Here is a 20,117-nt window from a genome sequence, read left to right on the forward strand (position 1 = left end):
CGTGGCAGTTGATTAGTAGAAAAATACTATTCATAGTCATTTATAACTACGTGAATAACTACACCAAAAGTAGAGGTTATATTTTGAGAAAAAAGCTTTTTACCAAAATATATCTTGAATTTTAACCTCTTTGCGATGTTTTTAATAGGAATACTTGAAAACGACGTCTACTTTTGAAGCAAGTAAAAATCAAGACTACGGGGGTATTTTCTTGGTTTAGTACTATAAAAAAACAGGGTGATTCTAAACACGTAGTTACTATTGACTATGAACACACAAACAAACCGTCATATCGTGGTATTGGGCAACGGCATGGCCGGCTACAAATTCTGCGAAAAACTTATTGCCAAACAATCCGGCAGTTCAACACCCTTTACACTGACCGTTTTCGGGGAAGAGCCCCGCATCGCTTACGACCGGGTTCATTTAAGTGCCTATTTCGCCGGGAAAACCGCCGATGAGCTGGCCCTGGCCCCGGAAAGCTGGTATTCGGAAAACAACATTCAGCTCTATCTCTCCGACCCGGTCGTTGAAATTGACCGCGACCGGAAAGAGGTTCGCTCGCACCACGGTCACGTAGTTCCTTATGACTATCTGGTCTTCGCTACGGGCTCCTCGGCGTTCGTGCCGCCGTTGCCGGGTGTTGAAAAAGACGGCGTGTTCGTGTATCGCACGCTCGAAGATCTTGACCTGATACGTACCTACGCCACCAAAGCCCGGCACGGTGCCGTTCTGGGCGGTGGACTGCTGGGCCTTGAAGCAGCGAACGCCCTGCTTGATCTAGGCCTGGAATCGGCCCATGTGGTTGAATTTGCGCCACGCCTGATGCCCCGGCAGATCGATGCGGCGGGTTCAGCTATTCTGCAACGCCGGCTCGAAGACCTGGGCCTTCAGATTCATCTGAACAAAAGCACGCAGCAACTCACGGGCGACGGTGTAATCGACGGGATGCAGTTTGCCGATGGCTCTTCGATTCCCGTCGACATGCTGGTGATCTCGGCTGGCATCCGTCCGCGCGATGAGCTGGCTAAACGCAGTGGTCTCGACGTGCATCCACGCGGGGGTATTGTAGTCGATAATTTCCTGCAAACATCTGACCCGGCCATTTTTGCCATTGGCGAGTGTGCGCTGGTTCACTCGATGATCTACGGACTGGTGGCCCCGGCCTATGATATGGCCGATGTAGTAGCGGCGCGACTTACCGGCACCGAACGTGAATTTCAGCCCTTCGATATGTCGACCAAACTGAAGCTGATCGGTGTCGACGTGGCCAGTTTTGGTGAGGCCTTTGCCGAAGGCGATGACTGCCGCACGGTTTGTTACGAAAACAAGGCAAAAGGCGTTTACAAGCGCATCAATATCAGCGCCGACGGAACCACACTGCTGGGCGGCATTCTGGTAGGTGATGCCGCCGAATACAACCAGTTATTACAGGTTTGCAAGAACAAGACGATCCTCCCGCCCGACCCTGAAGACCTGATCCTGGGCAACCGCGGTGGCGAAGAAGTACCCGGTGCGGGTGTGATGAGTCTGCCCGATGAAGCGTTAATCTGTTCGTGCGAGGCCGTGACCAAAGCGCAACTCTGCCACGAAATTGGCGAGAATGGGCACACAACCATCGATGCCTTAAAGAAAGTAACTAAAGCCTGTACGGGTTGCGGAGGCTGCACGCCTATGGTGAAAGACCTGATTCAGGCCGTTCAGAAACAGCAGGGCGTGTATGTCAGAAACGTCTTATGCGAGCATTTCGACTACACCCGGCAGGAACTGCTCGATCTGGCCAAGATTAACCAGTTGACTACCTACGGGTCCATTCTCGACACGCTGGGCAAAGGCGACGGCTGCGAAGTGTGCAAACCCGCCGTAGCTTCTATTCTGGCCAGCTTATGGAATGAGAACATTCTCGACAAAGACCGCGCTCCCATTCAGGATTCCAACGACCGCTATCTGGCCAACCTTCAGCGCGGCGGTACGTACTCGGTTGTTCCGCGTATTCCGGGCGGCGAAATTACGCCCGACAAGTTGATTGCGATCGGTCAGGTAGCCAAGCAATACGGCCTTTACACCAAAATCACCGGCGGTCAGCGCATCGATTTGTTCGGTGCCCACGTGGGAGATCTTCCCTCGATCTGGGAGCAGCTAATTGCGGCCGGTTTCGAGAGTGGACATGCCTACGGTAAAGCCCTTCGGACGGTGAAAAGCTGCGTAGGCACTACCTGGTGTCGGTTTGGGGTGCAGGATTCCGTCTCGTTTGCCATTGAAATAGAGAATAGGTACAAAGGCATTCGGGCACCGCATAAATTTAAATCGGGGGTGTCGGGTTGCGTGCGTGAATGTGCCGAGGCACAAAGTAAAGATTTTGGCATTATCGCCACTGAGAAAGGCTGGAACCTCTACGTAGGTGGTAACGGCGGGGCCAAACCGCAGCACGCGCACCTGCTGGTATCGGATGTTGACAAGGCAACCTGTGTAAAGCTGATCGACCGGTTCCTGATGTTTTATATCAAAACTGCCGACCCCCTCATGCGCACCGCTACCTGGATTAACAAAATGGAAGGCGGTATCACGTACCTGAAAGCCGTGATTGTCGAGGATAGCCTCGGTATTGCTGCCGAACTGGAACAGGAAATGGAGGCGCTGATTGCCAACTACAGCTGCGAATGGAAAGCCGTGGTTGAGACGCCCGAACTCCGCCAACGGTTCACTCACTTTGTCAACGCCCCAACACTCAAAGACCCAACCGTTCATTTTGCCCCCATGCGCGATCAAATTCAAGCCCAGGATTGGGCACGTTAGATTTTAACGACAACCGCGCTAGCGTTTAGTGTATTGCTTCGCGAGCTAGGCCCTTCGACTCCGCTCAGGGTGACATTCTCACTCAAGTTTGTCATCAACGTACCTGGGTTCCCTGTCACCCTGAGCGGAGTCGAAGGGCCTAGCTCGCGAAGCAATACATTAAACGCAAAAAGTCATCTAACTACTTGTTTTTCAGAATCAAGAACAAAATACAACCATGACAACTACTGAAACCATAACGTGGCACGTGGCCTGCCAGGTAGCCGACGTACCTGCCGATGGCGGGGCCTGCGCCCTGATCAACGGTCGGCAAATCGCCATTTTCCATATAGCTCGACGTAACGAATGGTATGCCACTGACAACCAATGTCCGCATCGCCAGCAGATGATTCTGTCGCGGGGAATGACGGGCAGCGTGGGCGACGAACCCAAAGTAGCCTGTCCGTTTCATAAGAAGGCATTTTCGCTAAAAACCGGGGCCTGTCTAAGTGGCGACGATTACCAGATCGACACATTTGCCATACGCACCGAAAGCGGAATTGTCTACATCGGCCTACCGGCATGACCGCTCCGCCCCGCCCCCATTCAGGTCATCAAGTCGACGAGCAGGTTGCTCGTCGACTTACGCGTTTTTATGTGTTGGCCCTCTCGGTTCTGGCGCTGTTGGCCGTAAGTGGCATCGTACTGGTTCGGCGAACGCTGAATGAGCATTATGATGATGGGCGTGTGCTAAACGTGGCGGGCCGGCAACGCATGTTAAGTCAACGGCTGACTAAGCTTGCCCTGCTGCATTCGCTGAACGTACGGGCCAGCGACCAAACCCCGGCCGACTCGCTGTTACGTACCTGGACAGAAAGCCATCGGCAGTTACGGAATGGCACATTACTGATGGAAAAGGCCTATACTGTACCCAAAAGCCCTATTCTCGACAGTATGTTTGCCCTAATCGATCCTGTTTTTCAGCGAATGCACAATGGCCTTACACACGTGATGCAGCCGGGTAAACCGTCGGATAAGCAACAGGCGGCGCTACAGGTTGTGTTGGCTAATGAACCGGCATATCTTAAGCAGATGAACGCCATCGTGTTTCAGTTCGACGCCGAAAGTGTGGCCCGGGTACGTTCGCTGGAACGAACGGAATGGTTTCTGGGGCTTGCCACCCTGTTGACACTATTGCTCGAAGGACTGTTTATTTTTCGGCCCGTCGTAAATTACACAAAACTGATTATCAGGCAACTATCTCGATCGGAAGAAAACTTACAGGCAACCAATAACACCCTTACGGTAGCGAACCAGACCCTGACCGACACCCGTCAGCAACTTGTTCAGGCCATACAGGACAAGCACCGGTTACAACGGGCTGAAGACACGGTCCGATCGGCGGCGTTGCTGGAGGGTCAGGAAGAAGAACGCCGGCGGTTTGCGCGGGAGTTACACGACGGTATTGGGCAGATGCTGACCGGATTGAAATTACAGGCAGGTACGTTGAAAAAAGCCAGTTTCACCGATGAAAAACACCGTCGACGGGCCGAAAACCTCTGCGAGCTTGTGGGCGACATTATTCAGACCACCCGGCAGATTTCGCACAACCTGATGCCCTCTGTACTCAGCGATTTCGGGCTGGGTGCTGCTCTCCAGCTACTTGCCGACCAGACAGCCTACTCGACTGGCCTTATCATTCAATGTAGTATACCAGATCCAACGTTAACTCAGCCCCCGAAGAGGTTGAATCCGGCGGTTGAAATCGGGTTGTATCGCATTGCTCAGGAAGCCATCAACAACGCCGTCAAGCACGCCAGTGCGAAGCATATCTGGCTAACCCTTCAGGAAGACGACGAAGTGGTAGCCATCAGCATTGACGATGATGGCCATGGCTTTACGCCCCCGTTTATTGACAATGGCTTGACTCTGGCAGTAAACCCAACCCTAACCGGCAGAAACGGCATTGACACCATGCGTACCAGAGCGCGACTGCTCAACGGCACGCTCACCATTCAATCGGCTCCCGGTAAGGGGACATCAATCATTACCACTATTCATCGCACAAACAACCTGTTAACATAAAATATGGCTATCCGAATCCTTATCGCCGATGATCACGCCGTGGTGCGCAGAGGAATTTTAACCTTACTCGAAGATGCTGACGATTTGGAGGTTATCGGCGAAGCAGCGGATGGTGAACAGGCCCTGGCTATGATTCCTGACCTGCTGCCCGATGTGCTGTTGCTCGACATTACCATGCCTAAACTGTCGGGGCTCGACGTAGTCAAAGAGGTCGTTGCTCGCTTTCCCACCGTCCGCGTGCTGATGTTCAGTATGCACAACAACCCCGATTACATTCTAACGTCGGTGCAACATGGCGCATTAGGCTACTTGCCCAAAGACAGCGATCATGACGAGATCCTGAAAGCACTACGAACCGTAGCGGCGGGCGACCTGTACTATCCACCTTCGGCGGCGGCAGTGATCATCAGGCATTACGTGGTGCCAAAATCGGCTCAGCAACGGGAAACACCTGCACCCCCTAAAGACACGATTGCCCCTATCTGGAAGAAGTTGACTCCCCGCGAAACGCAGATTCTGCACTGCCTCACGCAGGGAATGAGCAGCCGAGACATCGCCCACCGCTTCGATGTCAGCCCCAATACCATTGCCAACCAACGCGCCAGCATCATCCGAAAAGCAGGCGTAAAAAACATGGTCGAGCTAATTAGTGTGGCACTGGGAAGTCGGGTGAAATAGTAGATGATGTGTAGTGTTGCGGTTTCAGCACTTGTTTATAATTGGGCCGGGTAATTTGTATGTTAAAATGCTTCGCGCTGTAGGCCCTTCGACTCCGCTCAGGGTGACAGGAAACTCAAGAACGTGAATGATAAACTTGAGTGGGGTTGTCACCCTGAGCGGAGTCGAAGGGCCTACAGCGCGAAGCATTTTAACATACAGCAAAACTTTCAAGCAAAGACCCAGATCAGCTACTACGCCGTGTGCCGTTTTTTGAATTGCAGTGGATTTTCGCCCGTTATCGTCCGGAATATTTTATTGAAGTACGAAAGACTCTCGAAGCCGCAGGCCTCAGCCGTTTCGGTTACTGTATGATCGGCCAGCAGTAGTTTCTGAGCCTGATTGATACGGTATTTGTTCAGCAACTGTGTGAACGTCAGGCCCGTCATTCGCTTAATGTACCGGCAAAAAGCGGCTTCGGTTAAGTTGACCACGTCAGCAGCTTCTGGAATACTAATTTTTCGCGTAAACTGCTCTTCCACAAACTGATATAGTTTTCGAATCCGTTGTTGTTCCCGTAGATTATACGCGTTTGTGACAGGCTTTCCATGCAGCGAGGTTACGTCGATGCTAGTGGCAAGCTGCTGGAAAATTGACAATAGCGACATCATTCGTTCAAAAGGCGGCAACTGAGCCAGCGCCTCAAGCTTAGCCCCAACCTGTTGTTTTGTGTCGCCATTAAACGATAAACCAGCTCTGGCCCGTTCAAAGAGCGTGGTAATCGCGGCAAACTCAGGCGCTTTCCAGAAACCTTCACCAAGAAACGACTCATGTAGCTGGACTACCACTTTTCGGTAGTCGGTTTTTACGCCATAGTCAAAGTTCAGGTGCGGAATATTGGGGCCAATGAACACCAGATCGCTGCCTTCATAGCGCGAAATATGGTCGCCCACATGCCGGGTTCCGCTGGCACCGTCGATGTACACGATCTCGTATTCAGGATGGTAATGCCACAGAAAGACGTCCTGCAGATGGGGCGTCAACAGAATGTGGAACGAACTATCGGCATCGGGCTGAATTTCTTCAAGGGCTATTTTCATGAGGCATGTAGCGGCGGACCGTTTCGGCGCTACCTCTTTTACTCTTTCACTCTCCGATTTTATTTCTCAACAGCAATATAGTGCAAAAACGGGTCAGGTACGTGCTAACAGCTCCTTAGAGAATCATCCTAGTTTTGTCTTATTCTATCACGATAAAACAAAACCTGCTCATGACACCTACCATGCAGCCAACCATGACGCCCACGATGGTGCCCGACAATGCGCATACCGACATTCCGGGTAACCCATCTACTGCTACCAGCAGCGCGCAACCATTGAACGACCGCTCAAACGGTGCCCCTCTTCGTGTATTATCTGAAGAAGACTGGACGTTCTGGCGTGACAATGGGTATGTTATCATCAAGCAGGCCGTGCCGCGCGAGCAGGCTGAACGGATGGCGCAAACGATCTGGGAATTTGAGGAGAAAGACCCCAACGATAAAGCTACCTGGTACACACCACCCCGCGCTGAGATGCGGATGAAAGAGCTGATCGGATCGGGTATGGTGGAACTGTACAACCACCAGCACCAGTGGGACAACCGACAAACGCAACGTGTGTACGATGCCTTTGTTGATGTGTGGGGCACCGAAAAGCTATGGGTCACGATCGACCGGGCCAATCTCAATTTCCCACTGCAACCCGATCAGGCCTTCAAAGGCTTCATTCACTGGGATTATGATCCTGAAACCCGTCCCCAGAACGTGCAGGGCGTGTTGGCCCTCGCCGACCAGACTGATGAGAACATGGGTGGTTTTCAGTGCATTCCCGAATTGTACCGGACTTACGACACCTGGAAATTGACCCAACCCGCCGACCGCGACCGCTTCAAACCCGATACCACCGGCTTTAATTTTGTGAAAGTGAAGCTCGAAGCGGGAGACCTGCTCATCTTCAACAGCACGCTCGCCCACGGCATCCGCCCCAACCACTCGACCGATAAAGTGCGTGTTGCCCAATATATTTCAATGATGCCCGCTCAGGAAGATAACGAAGCCCTACGTCAGTGGCGCATCAATTCATGGCGCAACCGGCAAGCCCCCGAAGGCTACGCATTTCCCGGCGACCCGCGCAACTGGGAGAAGACCCGCTACCAAACCGCCGAGCTATCTGATCTGGGCCGGAAACTGCTGGGGCTTGATTCCTGGGAGTAGTGATTATGAGCAGACCTATAAGGTTTTCAAAACCTTATAGGTCTAAGGCCCAATGTTGTATTTTTGCCGGATGAAACCCCGATGGCATGCCGGGTGTTAGGAATGAATATGAAAAAAGTGGCTTTTTATACGCTTGGCTGCAAGCTGAATTTCTCGGAAACGTCGACCCTCGCCCGCATGATGGAGAAAGAGGGCTACGAGCGCGTTGAATTCAACCAACAGCCGGACATTTTCATCATCAACACCTGCTCGGTGACGGATAACGCCGACAAAAAATGCCGCAAGATTGTTCGGGAAGCGCAAAAGGTAAACCCAGATGGATTTGTGGCTATTCTTGGTTGTTACGCTCAGTTAAAGCCCACTGAAATTTCGGAAATTCCGGGCGTCGATGCTGTGCTGGGAGCTGCCGAAAAATTCCGGCTGGCCGAGCTGATGCCAACGTTCACCAAAGCCGCCGTTGGGCAACCAGGACGGGTGCTGAACTCGAACATCGAGGAAGCCATCGATTATCATGCCGCCTATTCACTCAATGACCGGACCCGCACCTTTCTGAAAGTGCAGGACGGCTGTGATTATCCCTGCGCTTACTGCACTATTCCGCTGGCACGTGGAAAAAGCCGCTCTGATACGATTGAAAACGTCGTTCGGGCCGCTCACGAGATCGCCGGGCGCGGCGTGCGCGAGATTGTGTTGACAGGCGTGAACATCGGCGATTTTGGACTAGTATCAGGAGAACGTACCCAGACATTTCTGGAACTGATTCAGGCCCTCGACGGGGTGGAGGGCATTGACCGATTCCGTATTTCGAGCATCGAACCGAACCTATTGACCGACGAGATCATTGCGTTTGTTGCCCAGTCGAAACGATTCGTGCCGCATTTTCACGTGCCGCTTCAGTCCGGTTCCAATACGGTGCTTGGGCTAATGCGCCGCCGGTACAAGCGCGAACTGTACGCTGAACGGGTCGCGCAGATCAAGTCGCTGATGCCACACGCCTGCATTGGCGTTGACGTGATTGTGGGCCACCCCGGCGAAACAAACGACCTTTTTTTGGAAACCTACGAGTTTCTGAACGAGCTGCCGATTTCGTACCTGCACGTCTTCACGTACTCAGAACGACCCAACACTACAGCGATCACAATCAAACCAGTGGTGCCCGGTCAGGTACGTGCCGAACGGAGTAAGATGCTGCACATTCTGTCGGACAAAAAACGGCGGGCCTTCTACGAATCGCAGATCGGGCGGGCGGCAACGGTGCTCTTTGAAGACGATGTTGACGAAGCGACCGGACGTATGCAGGGCTTCACCGAAAACTACGTACGCGTGGTGGCTAATTACGACCCGTTACGCATCAACGAACTGATTCCCGTACAACTGTCGGCTATAAATCCAGAGGGGTTAGTGGAAGTGACGGAGCCGGAGATGGCGTTTGAAACGCACTAGCCAATACCTTTCAAGTAGTTGATAAATTGCAGTAAACAAAAAACATCGCTTACATTTCCACTTGGAAAGTAAGCGATGTTTTTTGTTTACTGAAGCCGCTATTAGAAACCAAACTCCAGATACTCATATGGACCTCGCTGGTGCTTTATTCGAAATCCTGATTGCTGTGATACAGGCTGTCTGGGTGAATGTATTTCCCGACGGAGAGTGAAACAAGCAAGGGGAGGATCACTTTTTCAGCTGTGTTGCTGAGCGCTTTTAATGCTTCGCGACCAAGTCGAAGGGCCTAGAGCGCGAAGCTAAACCTTACAAAAGCAATCAACGACATCACTTCCCAAACAAAGCAAACAAGCCCTTCTTCGCTCGTAACCGCAGAGGTTTATCGGGATGCTGCGCATTATAAACGGCCAGTACATCGGCTTCGTGCTGACGGAAGAATTCGGGATCGAAATTAGCCTGTGCCAGATGTTCCAGCACGTAGTGGAGCGGGCGTGTCTCGGTAATCCAGCGCGTCCAGACGTCCTGTCGTTGCCGGATGCCGAACGCGTTTACGCCCGTCACGGCTCCGTCAGACGCTTTGTAGTTGATGCGGATAGCCTTCTGCCCGTCGGGGTGTTCCCAGTAAAGCGACTGAATCGTGCCATCATCCGGTAAATTGGCAGGTACGTCGCCGTAGGTCTGGTATTCGATATCGAAGAACTTGGCGGAGTTGAAAAAAACACCGGGCTGGTAAGCCGTTTTCTTTCCTAGCAATGTCTGAGCCAGCGTTTCGCCCATGATGCGTCCGGTATACCAGATCTGCTCTGTTGGCTTGCGGCCGGGTGGTGGCGTTCGGTGTTGCACACAGTCGCCGATGGCGTATACATCAGGTACGTTGGTCGCCAGATAGGTATCCACCAGAATACCCCGATCTGTTTCCAGCGCTGTTCCGCGCAGCCAGCCGATATTCGCCGAAACGCCGACCGACACGCCCGCAAACTGACAATCGATGCGTTCCCCGGTGCTGGTCGTTACGCCGCCAACGCGGCCTGTACCATCGTCATGAAGCTCAGTCACCTCTGTTTCCAATTGCAGATCAACGTGATGTTCGCGAATGTGGCGGGTGATCATCGCCGATTCTTCGACAGGCAGTACACTGCGCCAGAAACTGGCTTCCCGTACCAGAAACGACACCGAAATCTCCCGAGACAGCAGCATTTCGCAGAGTTCAATGCCAATCAGCCCCCCACCGATCACCACCGCTCGATTGACCAACGTACCTGACTGTTTGGCGTCAGTGAGTGCTTCCATCTGGTCTAGATCGGGCATACCGTAGAGGCCCTGCACGCCGCGCAGATTCGTTTGCAACACACCCGGCCGGTTGGGCGACGAACCGACGGCGAGTACCAGCACCTCGTAAGCGAGTGTCGTTTCGGCCCCATCGAGGGGTTTGGTTGTTAGGAGCTTATTGTCAAAATCGATCGACGTTACGTGCGCCCGTAGCAGGTCGATGCGATTTTTTGTCCAGAACCAGTCCTCATACGGCTTGGTATGTGCATAGGTCATGTGCCCCATGTAGATGTACATGAGTGCGGTTCTGGAGAAATGGTGATCCGTTTCTGATGAAATAACGGTGATGCGGTCGTTGCCGCCTTTGCGAAGCTCGCGGGCAGCGGTGATGCCGGCAATACCGTTACCAATAATGACGATGTGGCGCATGTGTGACTACTTACGATTGACGATGGTCGAATGACGAATTCACTCGGCCCAAGCAAACCTCCGCCACAATATACGTGTGTTTTCTCAGTAGGGTTCAGCCAGCAAAAAGGATTCAGGTGGCGGCATTATATTGCGTTCTTTTCTTGCTTACTAGCTTATGACATCTTCTTCTCTTCGCGTACTCGTTGTTGGTTGCGGCAACATGGGTGCTTCACACGCTACCGCCTACCATACCCTCGACGGTTTTGAGATTTGCGGCCTGGTTTCGACCGGCCAAAGCAAAGTAGTATTAAATGAAAAACTGGGCGGCGGCTATTTCCTTTTCGATGACTACGCTACCGCATTGGCAGCGACCAAACCCGACGCCGTCTGTATCTCAACGTACCCGGATACTCACGAGCAATTTGCCATTATGGCCCTGGAAGCGGGCTGCCACGTGTTCATCGAAAAACCCCTTGCCGACACCGTAGCAGGATCGGAGCGAGTGGTTGCCGCGGCTAAAAAAGCAGACAAAAAAGTGGTTGTCGGCTATATTCTCCGCGTTCACCCGTCCTGGGCCCGATTCGTCGAAGAAGCGCAGCAGCTTGGCAAGCCACTGGTAATGCGCATGAACCTGAACCAGCAAAGCCACGGCTACATGTGGACCGTTCACCGTAACCTGATGAAATCACTCAGCCCGATTGTCGACTGTGGGGTGCATTACATCGATGTGATGTGTCAGATGACCCGCTCGAAACCCGTTTGGGTGTCGGCTATTGGCGCAAGGCTCACCGACGATATTCCGGCTGATAATTACAATTACGGTCAGTTACAGCTACGCTTTGAAGATGGCTCGGTAGGCTGGTACGAAGCAGCCTGGGGGCCTATGGTGAGCGAAACCGCTTTCTTCGTAAAAGACGTAATTGGTCCCAAAGGCTGCGTATCGATCGTTGCCAAAAACGCCGGAGCAGTGGGTAAGTCAGACGATGTCGATTCGCACACCAAAACCGAGTCACTCCGTATTCACCACGCTCAGCTCACCGCCGACGATCAATTTGCCCAACCCGACACCTGGATCGATATGCAGGACGAGCCTGATCATCAGGAGTTGTGCAACCGCGAACAACACTATTTTCTGCAAGCCATCACCGACGATCTGGATCTCACCGATCACCTGGCCGATGCCGTGAACAGCCTCCGCATTGCCTTCGCCTGCGACGAAAGCGTTCGCACTGGAGAGGTTGTGAGGCTGTAGTATTTTTTGTAAATTGAACATCTCAAAAATCGTTTCGGTGATGGCCTATTCAAGTCGAATTACAGCTGATTATCAGGTAATGTTGGGAAAACCAACTATTAAGGGCACCCGTATCAGCGTTGAACTGATTCTTAGAAAGCTTTCAGAGGGAGCCACTCCCGCTGATTTGGTACGTATGTATCCGCACCTCGAACAGGCAGATATATTCGCCGCGCTGGAATACGCATCACTCGTTTTAGCGAATGAAGAAGTGATCGAATCAGCAGCATGATCATTGCCGATGAGAATATCGATCATTCAATCATTGAGGCTATACGGAGTAAAGGCATTGATATAGAATCCATTTACGAAACAAACAGAGGAATTCGTGATGAGCAGATCATTGAAAGAGCCAGAACACCACCTCGTCTAATTCTTACGGAAGATAAGGACTTTGGCGAATAGGTTTTTGCGCACAACGTACGTGATGTGAGCATCGTTTTTCTTAGATACGCTATGTTATGAATGAAGTGATAGCATACCGACGTGAAAAGGCACAAAGGCAACAAATCCATATCTACTAATTTGCTTTTCTGCTTACGCTTACCTGCCTGACTAGCACTTATGATATAACTACAATAACTTGAAACACAGTTAATTTCCTATTCCATTTATGCAAAGACGTACTGCCCTTCGGGGCCTGACAATGGCGCTGGGTGGCCTGGTTTCGCTGCCAGCCTGGGCCTCGGGCTGGACATCCGATTCGATTGGCCCTGTTTCACTCGGTTCAGTCGATGACGAATCGTTGCTGGCCGACATCGTGGAAACAATAATTCCCGAAACCACCACTCCGGGAGCATCCACTCCGGGAGCCAAATCGCTGAACGTGCATCAGTTTGCGGGGCGGATGATCAACGACTGCCTGGGTGAATCGGCGCAAACAACGCTTCGTGAGGGACTCGTGCTGACTGAAGCAACGGCGCAGCAGGCGTACAGTAAATCCTTTTCTACCTGCGATGCCAATCAGCGGAAAGAGATCCTGACCAAACTATCAACGTCGACCGATCCGACCGGTAAAGCGTTTGTCGATATGATGAAACGGCTGACCATTCAGGGGTATACCAACTCGGAGTACTACATGGTGAATGTGCAAAAGTTCAACATGGCCCCGGGCTATTATCACGGTTGTGTACCCATTGAAAAGTTGAGTGCTGCTGGCGGTCGGTAAATACACTGGCCGCTTTTTTTATTCTCTTTACGCAAACTGATATGTCTTTTCTAAACATAGATTCTGTTAAAGCGCGCACCTTCGATGCCATTGTTATTGGCTCGGGTATCAGCGGAGGCTGGGCAGCCAAAGAACTCACCGGCAAAGGATTACGTACCCTCGTACTGGAAAGGGGCCGCGACGTTAAACACGTTACCGATTACCCAACCACCATGATGCAACCCTGGGAATTTAAGCACCTGGGGCAGCTATCGAAAGAATACCGGGACGCTAATCCGGTGGCTAGTCGTTGCTATGCCAACCGGGAAGATGCCAGCCATTTTTTCGTGAAAGACGCTGATCACCCCTACGTGCAGGAGAAACCCTTCGATTGGATACGGGGCTATCAGGTGGGCGGCAAATCACTGATGTGGGCGCGGGGAACGCAACGCTGGTCACAGTTTGATTTTGACGGCCCTGCCCGCGACGGTTTTGCTGTGGAATGGCCTATCAGCTACACCGACCTTGCCCCCTGGTATAGCCACGTAGAAAAATTTGCAGGTATTTCGGGCAACAAAGACGGACTGGCGCAACTGCCCGATGGTGAGTTTCTTCCCCCACACGAGCAGTCGTGCGTAGAAAAGCATTTTACCGATCAGATGGCGTTGCACTACAAGGGAACACGCCCCGTTATCATTGGCCGCTGCGCTCACCTGACTGCCCCGCAACCGATTCACCTGAAACAGGGCCGTGGACAGTGTCAGAACCGGTCGATCTGTCAGCGGGGTTGCCCCTACGGAGGCTACTTCAGCAGTAACTCGTCGACCCTTCCGTGGGCCGCCAACACCGGAAAGCTGACTCTTCAGCCCGATTCTGTCGTTCATTCGATCATTTTCGACGAGAAAAAAAATAAGGCGGCCGGCGTACGGGTCATTGATGCCCATACCAACCAGATGACGGAGTATTATGCCCGCATCATCTTCGTCAATGCGGCCACACTGAACAGCAACCTCATTTTGCTGAACTCTACCTCGAACCGCTTTCCAAACGGGCTGGGCAACGACAACGACCTGTTGGGTAAATACGTAGCGTTCCATAATTTCCGCACCACGATCTCGGCCGAACACGATGGTTTTAAGGAGTCTACGACCGACGGCATACGACCCAATGGCAGCTACATTCCGCGTTTCCGAAATGTAGCGAAGCAGGAGACCGATTTTCTGCGGGGTTACGCGGCCGGTTTCAGCGCCTACCGATCAACCGAAACCGACACGTCAGGTTTGGGTGAAGACCTGAAAGCCAGTCTGATGCAGCCTAAATATGGTCCCTGGCGGGTTGGCTCGCACATGATGGGCGAAACGATTCCGAAAGAATCAAACTACGTGGCGCTCGACTCAGCCTTAAAAGATGCCTGGGGAATTCCACAGCTTAAAATTTCGGTGGCCTACGATGACAACGACGAGAAAATGATTCGTGATTTCCACGCGCAGATGACCGAAATGCTTACCGTCTCGGGCTTTAAAAACATTCGTACCAACGACAAACCCGACAAAGCGCCGGGCCTCGACATTCACGAAATGGGTGGCGTCCGGATGGGGAAAGACCCCAAGACATCGTTACTGAACAAGTGGAATCAGTTTCACAACTGCAAAAACGTGTTCGTAACCGACGGTGCCTGCATGACTTCTACTTCCACGCAGAATCCCTCGCTGACGTTTATGGCCATCACCGCCCGAGCCGCTAACCACGCCGTAGCGGAGATGAAACGGAATATGTTGTAAGCCCTTTGTTTCCTTGCCCTGGCAACCTGCTCAATCCAGAAAGCCAGGGCAATTTTATGTGTAGCCCTGCCCTTTCCCTGATCCAATGCGCCTTTCCCTACCTGGCTTTTTCCTTTTCTGCCTCCCCCTTTTAGCCTGTTTTCCACACGCGGCAACCAGTTCTCCGCTGCCGATACAGCAAGCCACTATTTCTAAGCCAGTTGCCATTACGCTGACACTCGTCAGTAATGATGCAAAAGCCGGCTCACGTATGGCCCTGACGCTAAAAAACACGGGTGATTCACCGCTGCCAGCAACCGGTTGGCAGTTATTTTTCAACGGCGGTTCCTACGCCAGCACCGACGCCGGTCAGGCCAGTGTTAGGCCCGTCAATGGCGATCTGCATGTCCTGAGCCCAGGGTCAGGCTTTAGCCAGGTTGCTTCCGGACAGTCGGCAACCATTACCATATCTTCGCGGCGGATTCGCAACCGCACTGATTTTCCCGCTGGTTTTTACCTTGTTTTCGACAAAGACCCGGCGCAGGCATTTCCTGTCGACGTCACCGTCGATATGGGTAATTTGTTCGAGGCATTTGACCGTAAACTGACCGAACGCATTTTCACCCAAAACGCGGCTATTCAGGCTATTCCAGACGAAAAACTGATCAAGGTATTTCCAACTCCAGTATCGTATCAGGAAACAGGTCAGCCTTTCGTTCTGGACGGAAAAACCGTTATAGTCTCGCCGACTGAATTCAATGCTGAAGCGGAATTTCTGGTCAACAGCCTTGTTCCGGTACTTGCCGGAAAGCTGGCGATCAAGACGCAAGCGGCGGGCAAGACAATTACACTCCGTAAAGAACCGACGATACCCGCCGAGGGCTACGAACTTCACCTGACTCCAGAGGGTGTTCGAATATCGGCGTCGTCGCGGGCGGGAATTTTTTATGGCATTCAGTCACTCCACACGCTCATGTCGGCCAACGCCTTAACCGGAAAAAAGGAGTCTGTTCAGTTACCCGGTCTGATTGTCAAAGACGCCCCCCGTTTCGGCTATCGCGCGCTGATGATGGATGTGGCCCGAAATTTTCAACCTAAATCGGAAGTCATTAAAGTGCTGGATCTGATGGGGCTGTATAAACTCAACGTGCTTCATCTACATTTTAGCGACGATGAAGGTTGGCGGGTAGAAATGCCGTCGTTACCCGAGCTGACCACCGTTGGCGGAATACGCGCCTATAATGCCGACCAGACCAAAAGTTTGCTTCCCTCCTACGGTTCCGGCCCGGACGCCAGCAATACAGCAGGTACCGGATTCTATACCAAAGCCGATTTTATCGATATTCTCAAATACGCCCGCGATCGGCATATTGACGTGATTCCCGAAATTGAGTCGCCGGGACACGCCCGCGCCGCCTTGAGGGCCATGGATGTTCGCTACCAGACCCTGCTCAAAGCAGGCAAAAGAGCCGAGGCAGAACGGTATCTGCTCCGTGATCTGGCCGACAAATCGACCTACGAATCGGTGCAGGGTTGGTCTGATAACGTGATCGATGTAGCGTTGCCGTCTACCTATGCTTTTCTGGAGCGGGTGATCGATGATTTGACCGGTATGTACCGCGAGGCGGGCGCTCCGCTAAAGACAATCCACGTTGGCGGTGATGAAGTACCTTCGGGAGTTTGGCAAAAATCACCGGCTGTCAAGCGCCTGATGGCTAGCAACAGTACCGTTAAATCGACCGACGGTCTTTGGTATTATTATTTCGGAAAGCTGAATCAGATCCTCAAAAAACGGGGTCTGTTCCTGTCGGGCTGGGAAGAGGTTGGCCTGAAAAAAGTAGTGCAGAATAAGAAACCGGTTTGGGTGCCCAACCCCACCTTTGCGCCCGAAAAATTTCGGGTAAACGTCTGGAAAAATGAGCCGGGATCGGGTGCTGAAGACCTGGCCTACCGCATGGCAAACGCTGGTTACAAAGTTATTCTGACGGGTGTTACCCATCTGTACATCGATCTGGCCTACAACCCCATGTCGGAAGAAGCCGGTCAGTATTGGGGTGGGTACGTCGATATTGACAAGCCGTTTTCGTTCATTCCCTACGACTACCTCCGTAACCTGACAGACGGTTATACGGGTCAGCGTGTCGACAAGAGTCGCATTAGAAGCCGGGAAATGATCACGGAAAAAGGCAAGGCCAACCTGGTGGGTATTGAAGCTCCCCTCTGGGCCGAGACCAACCGAAGCACGGCCCAATTCGAATACAAGCTGTTGCCTAAACTGTTGGCCGTTGCCGAGCGCGCCTGGGCCAAAGACCCTGAATGGGCACTTGAAAAAGACGAGCAGAAAAGCGATCAACTGTATAACCAGGCCTGGTCGGCATTCCTGCACACCGTTGGCAAGCGGGAACTCCCCCGGCTCGACGCATTTGCGGGTGGTTTTCAGTACCGGATTCCTACGGCTGGTGCCAGTATCATCGACAATAAGCTGGCGGCAAACGTGCAGTTTCCCGGCTTTACAATCCGCTATACCACCGACGGTTCAGAGCCCACCCCGAGCAGTCAGGCATATACGACACCACTACCGTTTACCAGTACCATTAAACTTCGGGTGTTCAACTCGGCAGGCCGGGCCGGGCAAACGGTAACCATCAAGAAGTAACGTACCTATCCGTTCACCTCCCCCATTCACATTACTGCCATGGAAGACTATACGATTGCTCCTCCCCGACAAGCCGTACTCGAAACAGATAAGCGATTTCTTTCGCTCGACGTTTTTCGGGGTTTAACCGTCTGTTTCATGATTGTGGTGAACACGCCCGGGGCAGGTTCATCGTCGTTTAGTCCGCTTAATCACGCTGAATGGCATGGTTTTACGCCGACCGATCTGGTGTTCCCCTCGTTTCTGTTTGCCGTGGGTAACGCCATGAGCTTTGCTATGACCAAAATCAATGCGTTGCCTACATCGGCCGTGTTGGGGAAAGTGGCGAAACGAACGGCGATCATCTTTTTACTGGGCTACCTGATGTACTGGTTTCCCTTTTTTAAGCTTAACGACACCGGAGACATCAGCAGTTTTCCAATTGGCGAAACTCGCATCTGGGGGGTCCTGCAACGCATTGGCGTGTGTTATGGAATAGCCTCACTGATGGTCTATTTCTTTTCGACCCGAACTGTATTCTGGGTCAGCGTAGCCTTTCTGGTGGGCTATTGGCTTATGCTCCTGGGCTGGGGCGACTCCACCGACCCGCTTGGCCTGATGGGCAACGCCGTGCGGAAACTCGACCGTTTTTTAGTTGGTGACGCGCATCTTTATCACGGAAACGGCGGTGTAGCATTCGACCCCGAAGGACTGCTGAGCACACTGCCAGCCATTGTAAACGTCATCATCGGCTATTATGCAGGTACGTTCGTGCAGCGAATTGGCAAGAATTATGAAAGCGTGGCCAAACTGCTACTGGCTGGTGCCCTACTGATTTTTGCGGCACTTTGCTGGGATATGGTTTTCCCGATTAACAAGAAGTTGTGGACCAGTTCGTTCGTGCTAATCACCACCGGTCTGGATCTCGTTCTGCTGTCGACGCTGATATACGCACTGGAAATAAGGAACTGGAACAAAGCGAACTGGGCGGAGTTTTTTGTGATACCCGGCAAAAATCCGCTGTTTATCTACCTGCTCTCCGAAGTGCTGGTGATTGTGTTCTACATGGTGCCAGCGGGCAATGGCGAAAGCGTTTTAAGCTGGATTGGCGTCCATATTTTTCAGTCACTGGCACCGGGGCCGCTGGGTTCGTTGCTTTTTGCACTTGCTTTCATGCTCTTATGCTGGAGCGTAGGCTGGGCCCTCGACCGGCGCAAGATTTATATTCGGGTATAAATTGACCCTACCATGCTGAAGCAGTTTTTTGAATTCAAGGAAACCGACAGAAAGTGGCCTGTTCCTGTGCTGGCGGGTCTCAGCGTTGGTATTCCTATGCTCGCTGGCTATTTCACCGGTATGCTTCAGGGTGGCAAACTGGCATCACTGGCCGGGCTTGTCATCCTGTACAGTCACTCCGTACGCATCGCCAACCGATTGACCATACTCATGGCCTGTTCGTTTGGTATCATGGTATCATTTGCCGTGGGTAGCCTGTTCAGCTTCAATCCACTGGTGGCTCCACTGGTACTTGGCCTATACGCGTTCATTGTCCACGTTGGCCTCTATTACCTGAAGATGACTCGTCCGCCGGGGAATTTTTTCTTTATCATGATTGCCTCGGTGGCCATTTGCCTGCCTTTTAAGTTGGACGTTATTCCGCAAAATATTGGCTTTGTCGGCATTGGTACCATGATCTCGTTTGTGCTGGCTTTGGTTCACGGCCTGTTGACACTGAATAGCAACAGCAATGACAACCAGACACTTGTCATAGAGAAAAGCAAATACGTAAACCTGATCGAGTCGGCTACGTTTGGCTCTATGGTGGGCCTTGCGTTATTGATTGCCAATCTGCTGGAGCTCGAAAACCCGTACTGGGTGCCTACCTCCTGCGCGGCCGTGATGCAGGGCATCAGCACACAACACATTTGGCAACGCAGCATTCAGCGCATTGTAGGTACATTCATCGGGCTAGGACTCACCTGGCTGATTTTGCTCCTTCAGCCTAGTCTGCTGATGCTTTGCCTGGGTGTGATCGGGCTCCAACTGATCGTTGAATTTCTGGTGGTGCGCAACTACGGACTGGCCGTCATTTTCATCACCATTCTCACCATTTTCCTGGCCGAATCAGGAAACTCCCTCACCACCGACCCTACCACGCTGATCTTTGCCCGATTCATCGACATTCTAATCGGCAGCGTAATCGGTGCGTTTGGCGGCTGGATGCTGTATAACGAACGGCTTCAATACAAAGCGACCCGGCAGATGAGGCGCACAAAAATCCTGGTTGCCCGACGAAAATAAAGCAAATAGGTAACGCCGTATGGACTGAAGCTGTTTTTAAGTATATGCTCAACTTTTCCTCACAAAAATGCACTAATCAGAACAAATTT

16 protein-coding genes are annotated in these 20,117 nt (G+C 52.2%); 14 read left to right on the top strand and 2 right to left on the bottom strand.

All coding sequences use genetic code 11. The features are described from left to right. Window positions 1–267: 267 nt before the first annotated feature. From nirB to ACAW87_RS13270, 4 genes are all read left to right on the top strand, one after another. Window positions 268–2,796 (top strand): nitrite reductase large subunit NirB, encoded by a 2,529-nt coding sequence (nirB, locus tag ACAW87_RS13255; RefSeq protein ID WP_370723874.1) that lies wholly within the window; start codon window positions 268–270, stop codon window positions 2,794–2,796. 217 nt (window positions 2,797–3,013) lie between these two features. Beyond that, the gene (gene nirD / locus ACAW87_RS13260) at window positions 3,014–3,361 is read left to right on the top strand and encodes a nitrite reductase small subunit NirD (protein ID WP_370723875.1); all 348 of its coding nucleotides are present in this window, start codon (window positions 3,014–3,016) and stop codon (window positions 3,359–3,361) included. Then, complete coding sequence (locus ACAW87_RS13265) at window positions 3,358–4,860, top strand: ATP-binding protein (protein WP_370723876.1); 1,503 nt, start codon at window positions 3,358–3,360, stop codon at window positions 4,858–4,860. The genes nirD and ACAW87_RS13265 overlap by 4 nt, the downstream gene beginning before the upstream one ends. Window positions 4,861–4,863: 3 nt before the next feature. Next, window positions 4,864–5,538, top strand: coding sequence for a response regulator (locus tag ACAW87_RS13270; protein ID WP_370723877.1), 675 nt, complete (start codon window positions 4,864–4,866; stop codon window positions 5,536–5,538). 233 nt (window positions 5,539–5,771) lie between these two features. Here ACAW87_RS13270 and ACAW87_RS13275 read toward each other — a convergent pair whose 3' ends face one another. Further along, window positions 5,772–6,617: an AraC family transcriptional regulator gene (locus ACAW87_RS13275; protein WP_370723878.1), complete on the bottom strand. Its 846-nt coding sequence runs from the start codon at window positions 6,615–6,617 to the stop codon at window positions 5,772–5,774. Window positions 6,618–6,787: 170 nt separating this feature from the next. Here ACAW87_RS13275 and ACAW87_RS13280 point away from each other — a divergent pair, with 170 nt between their 5' ends. Beyond that, on the top strand, window positions 6,788–7,771 hold the full coding sequence (locus ACAW87_RS13280; protein ID WP_370723879.1) for a phytanoyl-CoA dioxygenase family protein: 984 nt from the start codon (window positions 6,788–6,790) through the stop codon (window positions 7,769–7,771). Between the two features lie 108 nt (window positions 7,772–7,879). Further along, on the top strand, window positions 7,880–9,214 hold the full coding sequence (mtaB, locus tag ACAW87_RS13285) for a tRNA (N(6)-L-threonylcarbamoyladenosine(37)-C(2))-methylthiotransferase MtaB (protein ID WP_370723921.1): 1,335 nt from the start codon (window positions 7,880–7,882) through the stop codon (window positions 9,212–9,214). Between the two features lie 327 nt (window positions 9,215–9,541). Here the strand turns inward: mtaB and ACAW87_RS13290 are convergent, their stop codons facing one another. Next, complete coding sequence (locus ACAW87_RS13290) at window positions 9,542–10,912, bottom strand: NAD(P)/FAD-dependent oxidoreductase (RefSeq protein WP_370723880.1); 1,371 nt, start codon at window positions 10,910–10,912, stop codon at window positions 9,542–9,544. Between the two features lie 157 nt (window positions 10,913–11,069). On the opposite strand from ACAW87_RS13290, the gene ACAW87_RS13295 reads away from it, so the two are divergent. The 8 genes from ACAW87_RS13295 to ACAW87_RS13330 all read left to right on the top strand — a co-directional run bounded on the left by ACAW87_RS13295 (window position 11,070) and on the right by ACAW87_RS13330 (window position 20,028). Continuing rightward, window positions 11,070–12,146 (top strand): Gfo/Idh/MocA family protein, encoded by a 1,077-nt coding sequence (locus ACAW87_RS13295; protein WP_370723881.1) that lies wholly within the window; start codon window positions 11,070–11,072, stop codon window positions 12,144–12,146. A gap of 13 nt (window positions 12,147–12,159) precedes the next feature. After that, a complete protein-coding gene (locus ACAW87_RS13300) occupies window positions 12,160–12,417 on the top strand; it encodes a DUF433 domain-containing protein (RefSeq protein WP_370723882.1) in 258 nt (85 codons plus the stop codon). Then, window positions 12,414–12,590 (top strand): DUF5615 family PIN-like protein, encoded by a 177-nt coding sequence (locus ACAW87_RS13305; protein ID WP_370723883.1) that lies wholly within the window; start codon window positions 12,414–12,416, stop codon window positions 12,588–12,590. Before ACAW87_RS13300 ends, ACAW87_RS13305 begins: the two co-directional genes overlap by 4 nt. A gap of 208 nt (window positions 12,591–12,798) precedes the next feature. Beyond that, window positions 12,799–13,353 carry a gluconate 2-dehydrogenase subunit 3 family protein gene (locus tag ACAW87_RS13310; RefSeq protein ID WP_370723884.1) on the top strand — a complete coding sequence of 185 codons (555 nt, stop codon included), beginning with the start codon at window positions 12,799–12,801 and terminating at the stop codon, window positions 13,351–13,353. Between the two features lie 41 nt (window positions 13,354–13,394). Then, window positions 13,395–15,113 carry a GMC oxidoreductase gene (locus ACAW87_RS13315; protein ID WP_370723885.1) on the top strand — a complete coding sequence of 573 codons (1,719 nt, stop codon included), beginning with the start codon at window positions 13,395–13,397 and terminating at the stop codon, window positions 15,111–15,113. An 85-nt stretch (window positions 15,114–15,198) separates the two neighbouring features. After that, window positions 15,199–17,748, top strand: a complete 2,550-nt coding sequence (locus ACAW87_RS13320; RefSeq protein ID WP_370723886.1) for a family 20 glycosylhydrolase — start codon at window positions 15,199–15,201, stop codon at window positions 17,746–17,748. Between the two features lie 39 nt (window positions 17,749–17,787). Next, window positions 17,788–18,963, top strand: coding sequence for an acyltransferase family protein (locus ACAW87_RS13325; protein ID WP_370723887.1), 1,176 nt, complete (start codon window positions 17,788–17,790; stop codon window positions 18,961–18,963). A gap of 12 nt (window positions 18,964–18,975) precedes the next feature. Beyond that, window positions 18,976–20,028, top strand: a complete 1,053-nt coding sequence (locus ACAW87_RS13330; RefSeq protein WP_370723888.1) for an FUSC family protein — start codon at window positions 18,976–18,978, stop codon at window positions 20,026–20,028. Window positions 20,029–20,117 lie beyond the last annotated feature (89 nt).

Origin of the sequence: Fibrella aquatica (assembly GCF_041321135.1) — a bacterium.
Taxonomy (GTDB): Bacteria; Bacteroidota; Bacteroidia; order Cytophagales; family Spirosomataceae; genus Fibrella; species Fibrella aquatica.